General features: G+C 35.5%; 18 protein-coding genes and 2 pseudogenes. 11 read left to right on the forward strand and 9 right to left on the reverse strand.

The features are described from left to right. Positions 1-78: 78 nt before the first annotated feature. A pseudogene (locus PV763_RS09180) lies at positions 79-1,485 on the forward strand (potassium transporter Kup); the annotation flags it as partial. Positions 1,486-1,551: 66 nt separating this feature from the next. On the opposite strand, the gene PV763_RS09185 reads toward PV763_RS09180, so the two are convergent. Then, on the reverse strand, positions 1,552-1,749 hold the full coding sequence (locus tag PV763_RS09185; RefSeq protein ID WP_004282105.1) for a hypothetical protein: 198 nt from the start codon (positions 1,747-1,749) through the stop codon (positions 1,552-1,554). A gap of 389 nt (positions 1,750-2,138) precedes the next feature. Here PV763_RS09185 and PV763_RS09190 point away from each other — a divergent pair, with 389 nt between their 5' ends. Both PV763_RS09190 and PV763_RS09195 read left to right on the forward strand, forming a co-directional pair. Continuing rightward, on the forward strand, positions 2,139-2,426 hold the full coding sequence (locus PV763_RS09190; RefSeq protein ID WP_005006312.1) for a BrnT family toxin: 288 nt from the start codon (positions 2,139-2,141) through the stop codon (positions 2,424-2,426). Further along, entirely contained in the window at positions 2,413-2,727 is a 315-nt protein-coding gene (locus tag PV763_RS09195; protein WP_004282216.1) for a BrnA antitoxin family protein, read from the forward strand. Before PV763_RS09190 ends, PV763_RS09195 begins: the two co-directional genes overlap by 14 nt. 92 nt (positions 2,728-2,819) lie before the next feature. Here the strand turns inward: PV763_RS09195 and PV763_RS09200 are convergent, their stop codons facing one another. Beyond that, complete coding sequence (locus tag PV763_RS09200) at positions 2,820-3,155, reverse strand: hypothetical protein (RefSeq protein ID WP_169031081.1); 336 nt, start codon at positions 3,153-3,155, stop codon at positions 2,820-2,822. Between the two features lie 160 nt (positions 3,156-3,315). On the opposite strand from PV763_RS09200, the gene PV763_RS09205 reads away from it, so the two are divergent. From PV763_RS09205 to PV763_RS09240, 8 genes and pseudogenes are all read left to right on the forward strand, one after another. Then, positions 3,316-4,194 (forward strand): S-4TM family putative pore-forming effector, encoded by an 879-nt coding sequence (locus PV763_RS09205; protein ID WP_005006303.1) that lies wholly within the window; start codon positions 3,316-3,318, stop codon positions 4,192-4,194. A 20-nt stretch (positions 4,195-4,214) separates the two neighbouring features. Further along, entirely contained in the window at positions 4,215-5,225 is a 1,011-nt protein-coding gene (locus tag PV763_RS09210) for a nucleotidyltransferase (protein WP_420937723.1), read from the forward strand. 199 nt (positions 5,226-5,424) lie between these two features. Next, positions 5,425-6,750: an ISNCY family transposase gene (locus tag PV763_RS09215; protein ID WP_420937752.1), complete on the forward strand. Its 1,326-nt coding sequence runs from the start codon at positions 5,425-5,427 to the stop codon at positions 6,748-6,750. Positions 6,751-6,871: 121 nt separating this feature from the next. After that, a pseudogene (locus PV763_RS09220) lies at positions 6,872-7,270 on the forward strand (helix-turn-helix domain-containing protein); the annotation flags it as partial. Between the two features lie 252 nt (positions 7,271-7,522). Continuing rightward, positions 7,523-8,104 carry a LexA family protein gene (locus PV763_RS09225; protein WP_420937724.1) on the forward strand — a complete coding sequence of 194 codons (582 nt, stop codon included), beginning with the start codon at positions 7,523-7,525 and terminating at the stop codon, positions 8,102-8,104. A gap of 24 nt (positions 8,105-8,128) precedes the next feature. Beyond that, entirely contained in the window at positions 8,129-9,424 is a 1,296-nt protein-coding gene (locus PV763_RS09230) for a Y-family DNA polymerase (RefSeq protein WP_262444846.1), read from the forward strand. A gap of 65 nt (positions 9,425-9,489) precedes the next feature. Next, the gene (locus PV763_RS09235; RefSeq protein ID WP_420198107.1) at positions 9,490-9,882 is read left to right on the forward strand and encodes a DUF192 domain-containing protein; all 393 of its coding nucleotides are present in this window, start codon (positions 9,490-9,492) and stop codon (positions 9,880-9,882) included. Positions 9,883-9,927: 45 nt separating this feature from the next. After that, positions 9,928-10,710, forward strand: a complete 783-nt coding sequence (locus PV763_RS09240) for a hypothetical protein (RefSeq protein WP_420937725.1) — start codon at positions 9,928-9,930, stop codon at positions 10,708-10,710. An 85-nt stretch (positions 10,711-10,795) separates the two neighbouring features. Here the strand turns inward: PV763_RS09240 and PV763_RS09245 are convergent, their stop codons facing one another. The 7 genes from PV763_RS09245 to PV763_RS09275 all read right to left on the reverse strand — a co-directional run bounded on the left by PV763_RS09245 (position 10,796) and on the right by PV763_RS09275 (position 16,439). After that, on the reverse strand, positions 10,796-11,869 hold the full coding sequence (locus PV763_RS09245) for a relaxase/mobilization nuclease domain-containing protein (protein ID WP_420198109.1): 1,074 nt from the start codon (positions 11,867-11,869) through the stop codon (positions 10,796-10,798). Beyond that, positions 11,869-12,537, reverse strand: coding sequence for a plasmid mobilization relaxosome protein MobC (locus tag PV763_RS09250; protein WP_015060290.1), 669 nt, complete (start codon positions 12,535-12,537; stop codon positions 11,869-11,871). Before PV763_RS09250 ends, PV763_RS09245 begins: the two co-directional genes overlap by 1 nt. A 240-nt stretch (positions 12,538-12,777) precedes the next feature. After that, positions 12,778-13,815 carry a ParB/RepB/Spo0J family partition protein gene (locus PV763_RS09255; protein ID WP_420937726.1) on the reverse strand — a complete coding sequence of 346 codons (1,038 nt, stop codon included), beginning with the start codon at positions 13,813-13,815 and terminating at the stop codon, positions 12,778-12,780. Positions 13,816-13,818: 3 nt separating this feature from the next. Continuing rightward, entirely contained in the window at positions 13,819-14,595 is a 777-nt protein-coding gene (locus tag PV763_RS09260; protein ID WP_015060288.1) for a ParA family protein, read from the reverse strand. A 152-nt stretch (positions 14,596-14,747) separates the two neighbouring features. Beyond that, positions 14,748-15,128, reverse strand: a complete 381-nt coding sequence (locus PV763_RS09265) for a DUF6573 family protein (RefSeq protein WP_420937727.1) — start codon at positions 15,126-15,128, stop codon at positions 14,748-14,750. 361 nt (positions 15,129-15,489) lie between these two features. Further along, the gene (locus PV763_RS09270) at positions 15,490-15,804 is read right to left on the reverse strand and encodes a hypothetical protein (protein ID WP_420937728.1); all 315 of its coding nucleotides are present in this window, start codon (positions 15,802-15,804) and stop codon (positions 15,490-15,492) included. A 116-nt stretch (positions 15,805-15,920) separates the two neighbouring features. Beyond that, positions 15,921-16,439, reverse strand: coding sequence for a molecular chaperone DnaJ (locus PV763_RS09275; protein WP_420937729.1), 519 nt, complete (start codon positions 16,437-16,439; stop codon positions 15,921-15,923). Between the last annotated feature and the right edge of the window lie 185 nt (positions 16,440-16,624).

Below are 16,624 nucleotides of genomic sequence, written 5' to 3' on the forward strand. Positions count from 1 at the left end.
AAAACAAGCATTTCCCATGCTTATTGGGGAGTAGATTATCACTTATAGGCGTGGTCTAAAATCCTAGAACCACATCACTTTGCCGTTCAAAAACATGGGACTGCAATGATGGGGAAGTTTTTTGGTCCTATTACCCTGTTATGGTTCCTATCTATTGGTGCCATTGGCATTATAAGTATTATTCAAAGTCCATTTGTTCTTGCATTATTCAGCCCACACTGGGCTTTTTTATTCGTTATTAACAATCCTCTTATTTCATTTTTTGTAATGGGAGCTGTGGTTTTAACAGTAACAGGTGGTGAAGCCTTATATGCGGATATGGGACATTTTGGTATTTTACCGATCAAGTTAGGCTGGTTTTTAATTGTACTGCCATGTCTGATGCTGAATTATGCTGGACAAGGAGCGTTACTGTTAAGAGATCCTTCGGCTATCACCAATCCTTTTTACCTGCTTCTGCCTTCAGCCCTTCTATATCCTATGATTATTCTGGCTACTGCAGCTGCAGTGATTGCCTCACAGGCTTTAATCAGTGGGGTATTCTCTATGGCTAAACAGGCAATACAGTTGGGATATCTACCTAGGCTTACAGTTTTACATACCTCCGCTTCGGAAATTGGACAAATTTATATTCCATTACTGAACTGGCTCCTGTTTATCTCTATCACCATCTTGATCTTAATATTTGAAAGTAGCAGCAAGTTGGCAGGTGCTTATGGTCTGGCCGTCACTGTGACCATGTTCTGTGACACACTGTTAGTAGCTTTTCTGGCTTATAGTTACTGGAAATGGAAAACATGGAAAGTCTTACTGTTCATTATTCCATTCGCCTTTATTGATCTGGTTTTGCTGAGTTCAAACCTATTAAAAGTCCTGATTGGAGGCTGGGTACCAGTCGTTATTGCGGTTATTGTTTTTACCCTCATGATGACCTGGAAAAAAGGCAGAGAGATTCTTCAGGACAAACTGCAGAAGGACACGCTTCCACTGAATGTGTTTCTTGAGCACCTTGAACAGACAGGTCAGAAAGTGAGTGGAAATGCTGTATTTTTAACTGGAACGCCTCAAGTCGTACCCCATGCGCTTTTACATAATCTAAAGCATAATAAAGTTCTGCATGAACGTAATTTTTTGGTGACAATCAAGACTTCTGAAATCCCGTATGTTGATGAAGCTAAGCGAATCGTTACTGAAGTACTAGAGAATGGTTTTTTCAGAATAACGATCCATTATGGATTTAAAGAAGAGCCTAATGTGCCTCATTCATTGAAACAAGCTTTTTCAGTACTGGATCTTGAGTATGACTTAATGAATATCAGCTTCTTTGTTTCTAGAGAAAGATTAATTCCAAGTCTGTCCAGCAAGATGTCTACATGGCGTGAAAAGTTATTTGTCGCAATGCAAAAAAATACCAGCCCTGTCAGTGATTTTTATAAAATCCCTTCTAACCGGGTGGTAGAGCTAGGTAGTCAGATTGAAATTTAAGAATTTCTAAAATGAATAGGCACCTTTAAATAAGGGTGCCTATCTGATCAGAATAAATCTTTTACTTTAATTTTCCAATAGTTGACCAATCTCTAAAGCTGAATAACCACGTTCTTTAAAGATCAAAATAATTGCTTTTTTATAATCTTCAGAAGTAGAGGTCTTATATTTTGTTATAAGTTGAATTTCAGAATTAAGCTGAAGGTCATTTTTTATCGTCAACACTTCCGTAGAGACTTTATTAAAAATCTTGAAATTAAACATACAGGCGCTCTTTATCAATATTATAGCGGCCCGACTACAACAAATACCTGCCTTAGCTCAGCTAGACACCCTTGGCTGCAAGGATTACAAATTAGACAAGATTCTGCAAGTTTTGCTCCATTGAAAGTATGAATATTCAACTAAAGAAGGTTCCATTTAACATAATGGGCATTATACGAAATGCCTTTTTAAATAGTTCTATTTATCAAACACTTAATTCAATAAAACCAAAACCAAAAAGATCAAAAAACACACGCTTTAACAACTCGTGTGTTTTTTGATCAACTTTGTCATATTTTGCCACTAATTTTGACCAAAAATTACGCTTTTCAGCTTGAGTGATACAATTTTGTGATACATTATTGTATATACAAATTTGAATGTTTTTTATGGAACAGTATTTCGAATGGGATGAGGCAAAGAATCGAAAAAATCAAAAAAAACACGATGTCTCTTTCGAAACGGCAAGCCTTGTTTTTGAAGATCCATTGAGGATCTCAATCCAAGACAGACATACCGATGGCGAAGAACGTTGGCAAACCATTGGAAAAGTAAAAGGCGTACTAATGCTCTTAGTAGCTCATACCATCTTTGATGAAGATGACTGTGAAATCATACGAATCATTAGTGCAAGACAGGTAACCAAAACGGAGCGAGATAAATATGAGCATGGTTAGATACTCACGCAAAGAGCTGAATGAAAAATTCAGCGACAAGCAAGATGCTGAAATTGAACGCTTGCTTGCTAAAGGTACAGTTCCTGATGATCAGCTAGATCTATCAGATATTCCTGAAATTACTGATTGGAGTAATGCTGTACGCCATAATCAATTTTATCGCCCAGTGAAGCAACAAACTTCAATTCGGTTAGATGCTGATGTACTTGCTTGGTTCAAAGCACAAGGTAAAGGTTATCAAACACGAATGAATGAAATTTTGCGGGATGCCATGCTAAAAGAATTAAAAAATCATCAATAAAAAAGGGAGCCTAAGCTTCCTTTTTTGACTTCGCATAACGTGTATTATGTTAGTTTGAGGTAAATTAAATTATTCAGCTCTAATTACTAATTCTATTTTTCTTTATTACGATTGTATCTACTAGTAGGACATAGAATACTATTTTCTTTAGTGTGAACAACATTAATTAGCTTAGCTAGTTCGTCTGCTTTTTTTTCAAAAGTTTCTTTCCTGTCGAATTTTTGTCTTAATGTTAATGGAAATAGTCCCATTTTTATTAACCGTATTTCATTCTCTAAAGACCCCCAACTTGAGGAAACACTCCACGGATCATTAATATCAATAAATATTTTTTTTCCTTCAATATCATCAATTGCATACAGTTCATGACCATATTTTTCTGAATACTCTTCCTGTAGACGATCAAAGTACTGTTTATCACTATTCATTTCTTATTCCCCAATGCTAAGAATTTCATAAGTAACTAAAGATTACACCAGTAGTTTGAGTTATATAAAGAGAATCATTTTAGGATCTTGTTAATTATTTAAAACTTCATACTCGTTATTCTGTATAATATTATTAAAAATTAGAAACTTAGAGGTTAACTTGATTTCAAAGAAGCAAAATGATCTAGCCAATTTAGAATTACAAGCAGCTGTAAATACTTTATACAGTGACAGTAAATTTCTAATGACAATAAATTTTATCATTAGTGTATGTATGCCATTTACTCTTGGATTAATTGGTATTGTTAAGGATTATTCTATATTCATTTACTTAGCTATTTTTTGTAGCCTCAGTAGTATAGCTTTATCATGTTGGATAAAAAATATAAGAAGCTCAGCAGTACAGATGCAAGAACTATATGATCGCTCTATCTTTAACTTAAAGTGGAACAAACTTTATTTAGGAGAAAAACCCAACAACCGTCAAGTAACGTTATTATCTGAAAAATATAAGAAAAAGTATGGAGATTTTTCAGAATTTTTAAATTGGTATACATCCCCCGCAGCTACTTATCAATACCCTATGGCAATTATCCTATGCCAAAGCCAAAATTTATCTTGGGACATTCCCAACAGAGAAAGATATTACAAGACCGTATTAGCTTTTATTGTTTTACTGATTTTCGTATTTTTTGCGGTAAGTATCTATTATTTTGAAAATATTTCATTATTTATCAAAACACTAAGTGCCTCTATACCTATAGTAATATTTCTATTCTTTCTAGTCCTAGAACATAAAGAAACTGTTAAAGAAGGAAATCGTTTGAATAGTGAAATAGAAGATGCCTTAAACCAACTATCAAATAATAGTGCTACTGATCAAGATGTTATATCTCTTGCTGAAGAGGTACAAAATGCGGTTTATTCATATCGTAAATCTGCTAGACCTATTCCAAATAAATTACATAAATACTTTAAAAATCAAAATGAAACCTTATCTATAAGGAATATTCAAAGATACATAGACAACTATCTTTAATTAACTTTATTGAGATTTATATGGCAACAACAGTTATAAGTGCTTTTAATGACTTCCAGAAAAATATTGTAAATTTAGATTCAGCTACATCATCAAAGGCTCGAAATAGTCGAAATTGGTTATTAGATCAAATTTCAAACTTTCCAGAAAATAATGATAACTTTCCTAACTTATATCCAGAAATCGATATCGGCTTTGGTTCTTTTGCTCGAAAGACTAAAACTAGACCATTAGATGATATTGATCTAATGGTTGGTATCAAAGCCGATGGATGTACATATTATGAAAGATCTTGGGACGATATTGAGTTGAAATTTCCAGAAAACTACTCTGGAAAGTTAAAAAAATATGCGAAAACTCTTGATAGTTCAAGCTTAAGTTCAACACGTATTACCAATGCATTTAAATCAGAATTAAGTAAGGTCAGTCAATATTCATCAGCTGAAATCAAAAGGGATGGAGAAGCAGCAACTCTGAAGTTGAAAAGCTATACATGGAATTTCGATATTGTTCCTTGCTTTTTGACATCACCAGATAGCGATGGAAACTCTTATTATTTAATCCCAAATAGATCTGGAAGTTGGAAAAAAACGAATCCTAAGACTGATAGAGATAGATTATCAGCCGTCAATCAAAATCAATCTGGTAATGTTTTAAATGTAATTCGCATATTGAAGTACTGGAAACAAGAAAAAAGAGTGAACATCGGATCTTATTTATTAGAAGCTATGATCCTGTACTACTATGAAAGTAAACCGAATAATACATGTTCAGAGTATGTTGATTTGGAATTAGAGAACGTTTTTAACTACTTAGCGAATAGTATTATCAATACTGTGGCTGATCCTAAAAATATTCAAAGTAACATCAATGATATAGACTATTATAGTAGATACTCATTGAGCGAGAAATTTAAAACATTCGCCCAACTTTCAAGAGATGCTAGACAACTTGAAAATGAAGGAAAAGATAAAGAATCAATAAATACTTGGAAAAAAGTTTTTGGGTATAACTTCCCTGACTACGGTTAGGATTAATAACATGTCAACTAAAAAATCCTGACAGTGCGTTAGGACTTTTTTTATTTGTATTTAACATAAAATTTCTTATGCGAAATCACATATGTAAGCCCAAAGTAGAAATGTCCGGTTTCTCCAAAGTAAAAATGTCCGCTTTTAGAATATGCACTTTTGCAATTTCCTTAGCGGACGGTTTGATATGTTGGTGTCTATGTCGGATAAAGAACTTAAACGATTGTCGGTCTTGCAGGAAATCTGTGATCAACGCATAACCCTGTCCCAAGCTGCTCAGCTACTTCATATTTCAGAGCGTCAGATCAGGCGTTTATTGCAAAAATACAAAGCTCAAGGCCCAGCTGCATTAGCCCATGCCGGTCGTGGTCAAATCAGCAATTCCAGGCTTCCTGAAGAGCTCAGACTCAAGTGCCTCAATATTGTTTCTGATCAACTTCATGGTTTCGGACCCACTTTAGCGCATGAAAAGCTCACCACCGTTCATGGCTTTGATATTTCAGTGGAAACACTGCGTTCCTGGATGATTGCAGCCGATTTATGGATTTCTCGCGCCAAGCGTCTGAAACGCCCGTATCAGCCTCGTTATAACCGGGACTGTTATGGTGAACTGATCCAAATCGATGGCTCACACCATGACTGGTTTGAAGGTCGAGCCCCTAAATGCTGTCTGCTGGTATTTATCGATGATGCCACAGGCAAATTACAGCATTTACGCTTCTGTGAGTCGGAATCAACCTTTGACTATATGATTTCAACACGTTTGTATGTTGAGCAGCATGGTAAGCCTTTAGCCTTCTACAGCGATAAACATTCAGTCTTCAGGGTGAATCAAAGCAGTAAGAAAGACACCAAGATTACCCAGTTTGGGCGCGTACTCAGCACCCTGAATATCGATATTATCTTCGCTAATTCACCACAGGCCAAAGGCCGTGTAGAACGAGCCAATAGAACGCTTCAGGACCGTCTGATCAAAGAAATGCGTCTGGAAGGCATCAGTTCGATTGCCGAAGCCAATGCCTGGCTACCCTGCTTCATTGAGCAGTTCAATCAGAAGTTTGCCAAGATGGCCTTTAATCCCAAGAACTTACACCGGACTGTCACTGAAACAGCCGAAGAATTAGATGATATTTTTACCTGGCGTGAACCCCGCAGAATCACGAATAGCCTGACGATCACTTATGATAAATGCGTATATCTCCTGGAAAACACGGAAGAAAACCAAAGATTGATTGGCAAGTATCTTGAGTTTCTGGAATACCCGGATAGTACAGTCGCGATTGAATATCAGGGAAGAAAAATCAATTACAGCATCTTCGATAAATTAAGTCAGCTCAACCAGCGAGAGATTGTTGAAAATAAACGTTTGGGTTCTGTATTAGCCCATATTCAACAGCAGCATGAAGAACTAGAACAACAAAATAAACGCAATCGTTCTCAAAAGATGCCAAGCAGACGTGCACAGAAAACAGTAATCAAAGAACGAAATCTGAACCCTGTGCTTGACTTGGAAATGTCTGTATAGGACATTTCTACTTAGGAATAACACACATATGTTAAAACCCATTTAAAGTGTCTATATTCTCACCAATAAAAATGTCTAGTTTATGATGGTTTTCACCATCATGGACTGGATATAAATATAGATGCTGATCAATATGTCTGATAAAGAAATTCAACGTCTTGCAGTTCTGCAAGACGTTCGAGATCATCGTATTACTCAAGGCCGTGCTGCTGAAATCCTGAATCTTTCCACCCGTCAAATAACCCGATTATTGCAGAAGCTCAATCAAGACGGTGTTTCAGGTCTGGCGCATGCCAGTCGTGGTCAACCGGGCCATCACCGCCATGACGATTTATTAAAATCGCAATGTCTTTCCATTACTTCTGAACATCTGCTTGGATTTGGACCCACCTTGGCGCATGAAAAGCTCAGCAGCATATTTGACCTGAATATCCCGGTAGAAACGGTTCGGCGCTGGATGACGGCCAATGACCTGTGGATTCCTCGATCCAAGCGCCTGAAGCGTCCATACCAGCCCCGCTGATTTATGGGGCCATATCAAAATTTAGATATATAAAAAATAAAAAGGGAAGTTCTTATTTCCCTTTTTATGAGTCTTATATGTGTGACCAATAATTCTATCATCATAATTTTTATTCAATTTTTTTAGACTTCTAAAATTTTTCCAGATAATACAATTATAGAAATCTCTAGCTGTTCATCGAATTTATATTGTTTTTTTAATAGCTTAAGAAGTACTATTTGATTTTGTCACAAAATCAAAGGGGCTTGTATGAATTCGAATACAAAAGGTGGTTATAGGGAAGGTTCAGGAAGAAAGGCAATTTATAATGAACCAACTAAGACTATGCGTGTACCAGAATCGCGTATTGTAGAGATTAAAAATTTTTTAGCGGGCAATAAAAAGCCTACTTTCAATGATGTGGCTTCTATTACCTTAATTAATCCTACAACATTTAAACGTATTCCTTTGGCTTCTGAAAAAGTGGCTGCTGGTTTCCCCTCTCCCGCACAGGATTATATTGATAAAACTTTAGATATGAATGAACACCTTGTGAAAAATGAAGCGGCAACATTTGTTGTCAAAGTTGCTTCTCTTTCCATGCGTGACGCAGGCATTGAAATTGATGATGAGCTTCTAGTGGATCGTAGTCTTGAAGCTAAACACGAAGATATTGTTATTGCCTTAATTGACAATGAGTTCACCGTTAAGCGATTAATAGTTGAAGGTGAAAAGTGTTGGCTTAAAGCTGAAAATCCAGAGTATGACGACATTCACCTTAATGATTGCCAAGAATTATTAATATGGGGTGTAGTGACCTTTGTCATTAAGCCATTTAGGAAACATAAATAATCTAATCCTATTGGTCTAATCTACATGGAAAATCTAAATAAGATCTTTGCTTTGGTAGACATTAATAATTGTTATGTAAGTTGTGAACGTGTCTTTAATCCAAGCCTGAATAATAAGCCAGTAATCGTATTGTCTAATAATGACGGTTGTGCCGTGGCTCGTTCACAAGAAGCTAAAGACTTAGGCATAAAGATGGGTGTACCTTTTTTTCAACTCAAGGATCTTGTAGAGCAGCACAACATCACAGTCCTTTCGAGTAATTATGCTCTATATGCGGAAATGTCCCGTAGATTTATAAAAGTCCTAGCTGAATTTGTTACACCTCAAGAACAAGAAATTTATTCGATTGATGAATGCTTTTTAGATCTAACTGCTTATGCTTCAAATTATGATCTAACTGCTTATGCTCATTTAATTCTGGATCGGCTCACACGTTGGCTAGGTTTGCCGGCCTGTATTGGAATTGGTCGGACTAAAACAGAAGCAAAAATGGCTAATCATATCGCTAAAAAGAATAGTTATTTAAAAGGTGTATGTAACCTTGTTTCAATGGACTATTGTTCGATTGAGAGCTTATATCAGTCTATAGAAGTTAGTGAAGTATGGGGTATTGGTAGAAATCATACTAAAAAGCTGAATAGCCTAAGCATTAATACTGTTCTCGATTTTGTCTGTGCTTCCCCCTTAATGATTAGAGATCAATTCTCTGTAGTCATGCACAGAACATTATTAGAATTACAGGGAATTTCTTGCATTGAAATTGAACAAAGTCCTAAAGCAAAAAAACAAATAATAGCAAGCCGTTCCTTTGGCCAGAAAGTTTATAGCTGTGAGGATCTTAAAGAATCGATTACGCTTTATGTTCAGGATGCCGTAAGCCGTTTAAGAAGTGAAAATTTACTATGTGGATGTATTATTAGTTTTGTTCAATCTAATCCATTTGATACTTCTGAGCCTTTTTATAATAAATCTTTGTCTTATGCTTTACCCGATCCATCAGACAATAGTTTATTACTTTCTAAAATTGCTACCTCAATGGTTGATCAGCTATACCAGAAGAATATTGGATTTAAAAAATGTGGAGTTATCCTCACTTGTCTTGAACCTAAAGCTACTCATATTTATGACCTATTCACGGACATGAACAAGATAGAATCAAGTAATAAACTTATGGATTCACTCGATGATATACAGAATAAATTTGGTAAGAGAAAAATAGGATTAGGTGCCAGTATGCTACCTGATAGAAATTGGAATATGTCACGTAATAAGCTGTCTCCCAATTACTTTAAATGGGATCAACTTATGAGTGTTAAATAATTAGTCATGACTAAGATAATTTTTTTGCATGTGACTTGCCACCTGGCTAAAAGGAATAACAGGAATTGAAATTAAAATATGCAGCGTTTATAGCTCTTTTAATAGTAGTGTCTGTTATGGCCTTTAAACAGGTTTATAACCCTTACTTTGATCAAGATAAAGAAGTAAAGACGTTTAGCTTTAATGGAAAAAAATTAACGGCTCTATACCTCTATAGGGAACGTGATCAAGAAATAGGTTTTAAAGAAAATCCTTCATTAAAGCCTTTAGTCTTTACATGGAAAAAGCCGATTTATACCTGTTTTAATATGGTCAATGTACCTTATGACTTAGAGATATTTTTCTTTAATGCAGATACAAGAATTATTGGGTCGGCTGTAATGGAAAAATTTTCCAAAAAACAATATTGCCCAAAAGAAAATATTTTATATGCGCTAGAAGTAGTAAAAAATAAATAGCCATTTTTATAATGTATAAAAGTTTTTTTATTATTAAGGATTCAAATGAGCAATAATAATTTTCAACAGCTATTGTTAGATATGAGAAATTTTTTACAACCTATTGCAGATAAATTTGAAGAAATACAAAAGAATCCTGAAACATCGAAATTTATTCAGAATGTTGATTACTTAGTTAAAAGCCATGAAAGAACATCTCCTTTCATGAAAAAATTATTATCAAAAATGGAAGGAAACTCTAACTTATCAGAAGCACTGGAAACTATTCCTTATAGACAAATTTTTAGACTACTCGCCAATAGTGAGCAAATTGAAAGTGTAAGTATTCTGCACCTTATCAATGATGATCTTTTTCAAATGGGAATATTGGAATGCTTTGATGAGATCCAGATAGGAAATCATTTTAAAAGAAGAAAACAACTGATTGCAGAAGCATTTAAACTTTATGAATTAGAATATTTTTCAGGGTGTCTTTGTCTTATTCACTCACAGTTAGAAGGGATCATTACTGATTACTTAATATTTAAGAATATTATTAGAAAAGAGATAGCTAGCGGTAAAACTAAATTCATCTGCAATTCGGATGGAAAAAATGTAGTTGGACTAGCTAAAAAAATTGAGTTAGCTAAAGATATAAATGAAAATTTTTTAAGATTGGAAAGTTTCCAGTTTGATAATGATCAAAATAAAAAATTTCACAATGAAAGAAATGATCTTCTGCATGGTTCAAATATTGATAACTTCAACGCTGAACGGTGCTTTATTGTCTTTATCTGGATAGATTCAATACTTGGATCAATATATAGAAATGAAGTGATATTAAATTGAATTGATTATATAAAAGGATACACCTAAATATGCTTATCCTTAGTCATGACTAAAAAATAAGGCACATTATTTGTGCCTTATCTTGTTATCTATCTTGTTCTTTCCCCTTGCTCTTTCCCTGTTGAGGATCTGGCTTATTAGATTGAATCTGTGGCTGTGGCGTTGGTTTTTTCACTTCTACCTGTTTCCGTAAATAGTCCACTAGATCAACTGCTAGTTTTCTATCTTGCGGATCTGGTGACTGTGATAGAGCTTTAGTAATTTCCTTGTAATGCGTCAATGCTTCTTTTTCTTGCTGTTTAGCTTTCTGGACACGTTCTGGACTGGCCTTATTTTTACCATATCGCTTAAACGATTTGCCCTGCTCTTTCATTTGTTTAACTGACTGCTTATCACTTCTATTTTTTTGAAGCCTAGCTATACGTTTTGTCGCATTCGCTTCAATCCCTCTGGATCTTAATTTTTCAGCAAAACTTTCTCGCCATTTCTGAAGGTCAGCCTTCCTGATATTTAACCGATCACCTTTTTCAGAAACAGCTTTAACAACAACATGCACATGCGGGTTTTCACTTGGATCTTTTGAAGGGTCATTGGTAAAGGTATGCTGCACCATCATATATTTATGGTCTTTAAAATGTTCCTCTGCAAATTCTTTTGCAGCATCATAAACGCCTTTTTCATCCGTACCTTTCGGCATAGATAACACAATATTAAAAGCCTGCTTATATTTAGATTCTTCATCAGAAATAGGTGTACCTGACATTTGCCAATCTTCAGCAGTATCTTCTATATCATCCTTACCATTAACTTTATTTCCGTCCTGATCAATTCCCTCTAATTGTCCATTCCGTGTGATATATCCCATGTGGGCTTTCACTTTCCCCATAGAATTACCTCCACCAGTAACCTTGACCATTACTTCAGGGGTCTTTTTACTAATTCTATCTAAAGTTGCTTTAACGCTATTTGGAGATGATTTAGGGGCTGATTTAGCTGAATGGCCAGATCCATTTTTAGGCTTAGACAGGTCATTTAAAAAAGTATCTAAACTTTGGGTCTGATTAACACGCCTAACTTTAGATCCATTAAGTAGCTGCTCACCATGAGCAAGCAAGGTGCTTTGCACTTCTCTGGTAGTCTTACTGCTTCCGTTAGCCATTATTCCCATCTCTTTTTATTGCGCTCTAATAGAGTGAAAACATGCCTAACTTGAGCTTTTACTAGCTGATGTACTCGCTCGACAAATTCTCTATCGTAAGATTCATAAATACCCTGATTCATATTCTTAGCCATTTGGTTTAGGTTTCTACCAATCGCCAAAAGCTGACTATTTGATTCGCCAAGTTTAAGAGCTTCTTCCTGGCTAAAGAATATTGAATCTTTTGTGACATTAGCTGTTAAAACCGAAATGATATATTGATTCGGTTTCATGCCGATCTGTGCTGCTTTCTCATTAATGGCTTTCATCAAACTTGGTTTAAGCCTTAATTCTTTGCGTGATGTTTTTTCAAATACATCTATAACGTCTTGCGTTTTTTCTATTTCAGATAACTTTTCCTTGATCATTTTTTTGATCAAGTCGTCTGGATCTACTTCTTCAAACTTAGCTAACTGATAGATTTTTTCGGTTAAGTCCTTTTCCAGATTCAATGAAAAATCTTGTCCTGAATAATTAGGATCATTTTCTTTTTTATAGGCGTTTTCTAAAGCCTTCTGGAAAGGCTCACCTTTCTTGATTCCTTGCTTCTCACACTTAGCTTGCCACCAGTCATAAACAGCATTGCTAACCCTAAATTTTAAAACTTGATCCAAGTTTGATTTCGTCATGATTCCAGTACCTTTATCGAAACTAATATTTTCGATAGCTATTCTGAAAGAATAGTATAACCTTAATTTGTGACACAAATTAAGGTTTTTAACGGCTGCTGCCTATCCTGCCCTAGATTATATCCCTTTATTTTTCCCTCTTTTCTCCTTAGTCATGACTAAGGGTAATCAAGCTAGGTGGTCGGGATAACCCGCCAAAAAAAAACCTTGCATAAGCAAGGTCTTTTTCCATTGGTAGGTTTAGGCTTCTTGTAAATACTCGATTTCAAGGCTGCTGCAATCTACAGATACCTCTGTTCCATCTTCGTATTTGATCCATGCAAAACCCAAAGAAGAAGGCTTTTTATTAAGCATCAGGTTCGCTTGTCGGCCGTCATGAATAACAACTAAAAGCGGTTTTTTGATTTTGTCTGGATCTTCTTCTTTAGCTTCTGGCTGCTCTTTCTGGTTTGATTGATCCATCAGTTTTTTAACTTCAGGTTCTTCAGTCGCTTCAGATTGATCATCCCCATCAAAATTGAAAGATTCATTATCATCAATAATGGCGGTTTGTTCTTGGCTTTCTTGCGCCTGTGGTTCTGATTCTGGATCTGCTTCAGTCGCTTCAGCTTGCTTAGATTCTTTTAACTTTTTAGATAGAGCCTGTACTCTCGATCTGATAATGTCTTGACCATTCTCTAAAGATTCATCTACCCAAGCGTTTACTTCTTCAGGGAATGATTCCCAAAGTTTGCGTAAGTCATACAAAGTCTTTGGAGATTTAAAACCTGCATCATAAGCCTTAGATAAGCACTCTGGCATATCTACTAAAGCTAAGTGAGTTGAAATAAAAACAGGATCTTCATTTAACTTTTTAGCGATTACGTTTTTCTTCTCGCCTTGCTTAATTTTCTTTTGAATGAAAAGTGCAAGCTCAATAGGTGAATGGTTTAGGCGTTCTTTATTCTCCATGACTTGATCATAATCATCATGATCATTATCAACAAAAGCAGGGATAGTTTCCTTGCCAGCCATCACTGAAGCTCTAAAACGTCTAGCTCCATAATTGATGATCCACTTGCCTTGTTCTTTTGGGTGGGGTTTAACACTAATAGGTGTTTTAACTCCACGAGCCTTGATTGATTCGACCATTTTTTGCATCTGATCTTCTGGAAACTCAACACGCGGCTGATCTGGATCTTCAAGAATATCTATAAGTGGAATCTGTTTAGGTGTTCCGTCTGCTACTGGTGCAGGATTACCTAGATCAATACCTTCCAAAGCTGATAAATCTAACATTCCTTAAATCTCCATAAACTTGTTAATGCTTTCAAAAACTGTTTTTAATTCAGCCCATGCGGTAAAACCGCTAGTTTTACCCAATTTATTTGTAGGTATGCCTTGCGCTTGCGCTTCAGCGATTGCAGTCGTTTTTTTAACGAAAGCATAGCTACCATCTGAGTTTTTGATCAGGTACTTTGAAAAATGCTGAACAATAGCTTTTAGGTTGTCTTTCTGGAATGGAGTTGGTTCAACAATATTCGGAAGGATGCCGATTAATTTTAAATTTGGGTTTAGCTTTTGATTAATCGCTTGGATCTGCTTGAGTAATCCACCGATGCCGTCAATAGCTTCCTGATTCAACTGAATTGGACTTAAAACATAGTCACTAACAATTAATGAAGCTACTTGGCGAATATCGGGGTTTGGATTGGTATCAATCAGGCAAACATCAAATAAAGAATCAACTGATTTTAAAAACTTCTGGTAATTGGTGGCAAAGTTGTTATGCAAAGTGCCATTTTTTTCAATAGCTGTTAATTCTGGTGTTGCTTGTACCAAAGTAAAGGCTTCAGGATTTGAAATAGTTTGATCTTCTTTGGTCAGCATGTCGAAAGCGGATACATTAGCTACAGTCACAGCCCCGCCAGTAATCAATGCTTTTGTAGTGTTTTTCTGGTGGTCTAGATCAATGACTAATACACGCAAGCCCAAAGAATTTAAATAGTGTGCATACTGGCAAATGATTGCAGATTTACCCACACCGCCCTTTTGATTTGAAGCAACAACTTTTTTCATATTTCACCTAGTTTAATGGCTTATTAAGGGTCGCCCTATTGCGTCCTTATGCTGTATATTCTAACGTCCACCTGTGGACTTTGCAAGCATTTTCTTAGTCATGACTAAGTTTTTTATCATAAAAAAATCCTCCCATAAAGGGAGGACGTAAATTAAAAATCTTCAGGATAACCGATTGTTATGACTGGCTCTCCTTGATCTCCACCATGTACGTGCAATTCTAAAATATGATTTCTCTTGCGACCTGCGCCTGTGATAATCACAGTAAAACGTACCACACTTGGGCTTAGGTGTGTCTTATATGCTCGGCTCATCCATAAAATGTCATGAATAACGCCCTCTAAGTCATTAAGCCATTTTTCATTTTTTACAGCCTTATCAACTACCGTCCAAAGCGCAGAAGTGAAGCAGATAGGATGCTTATAATGTTCTTTTGCAAGTCCATCTAATTTAGAACTAAGAGAATTGATTGCAACTAGAAAACCATCTTCAATGGCTTGCTGACGTGTATAAACTGAAATATATTGTTCCATGATTTTTAACCTGTTTTATTTCAGGTCGCCCGATGCGTCCTGATAAAATCATTATATCAGTCCACCTGTGGACATTCAAACAAAAACTTAGTCATAACTAATTTTTTATAGGGAAAATTGAGTAGAAAAATATCCGTTTTAATACCTGGCTAAACTGCTTTTTAGATGCTCTTATTTGCGATTCTTTGTCTACTGACAGCCTTTTTTATATATAAAGCTAGGGTTTCCCAGCACCAACCTAAACAGGCTAAAATAAGCGTATATAAAGCAGAACAGATAGACAATTTTTTATGTTTTTTTAGGCAAGCTAAAAACCAAAAAAATCGCCACAAAAAAAACCTCCCATTGTGGGAGGTCTAGCTTAAACGGCTAAGTTATAAGTAATTCTGTAATCTTCAAAGTAACCTTTTTCATTATCTCCCCTTCTGATTCTTTCAATATGAGTAACATTGTGAGCTACTCGGCAATTAATCATGATTTTTTCAATTTCTTGGAATAGTGTTTTTTCATCAAAGATTGGAAACCAAATATTATTATTAGATCCAGTTAAAACCTCATGCCCGCAAAAATGAACCAGTTTACCTGTAGGATAGTTTGTAAAGATTGCAACTATTGAAGCTCGCATAATTAATACCTGTTTTATTTCAGGTCGCCCGATGCGTCCTGATAAAATCATTATATCAGTCCACCTGTGGACAATCAAGCAAAAGATTAGTCATGACTAAGAATAATAAGGCTTGGTTATGACTAAAAATATTGATAAAAAAAAGCCCCCTTTCGGGGACTCATTCATTAAGCGGTTAAAAGTTGTCTTTCTTCTGACATTCTGGTTTTTTTAACTTTCTGGCTGCCGTGTAACTCTCGCATTTGATCTAAAGTCATTCTGCCTCGACCATTTGATTTTTTACCAATGAAAACCCATTTACATTGCACTCGATTCCAGACAAAACCCGCTTCTTTTAATTTTTCTTTGTGCTGCTTAGTATCACCAGAAACCCAAACCCAAACGCCAATAATTTCAATATCTAAACCATCCAGATTAATAATTGCATCAATAGCCTGTTTTACTTTTTTCTCAACTTCAGAGTGTTCTGAACGGCTTGACCAGAAACCACGCCCATTTTCGGAACTATCTTGATACTGATCTTTTGATGCTTCATTAATAATGCGATTTAAAAGCTGTTCATATTCGCTATTAATCTCCTGCATAACTTCGGTTTTACCGCCACGATCAGGATGATTTTTGAAAGCTAGTTTTTTGTATTGAAGTTTTAACTCGTCTAATGATGTAACTGATGAAAAATGTTTCATGTTTAAATACCTGTTTTATTTCAGGTCGCCCGATGCGTCCTGATAAAATCATTATATCAGTCCACCTGTGGACATTCAAGCAAAAAAATTAGTCATGACTAATTTTTTAAATGATATAAATCTATAAAAAATAGCTAGTTAAGTATTCTGTCTGGTCTGCTTTTCTAATGCTTATATTTGCGTTT

The organism is Acinetobacter sp. AS5 (assembly GCF_048957595.1).
In the GTDB taxonomy this organism is placed as follows: Bacteria; Pseudomonadota; Gammaproteobacteria; order Pseudomonadales; family Moraxellaceae; genus Acinetobacter.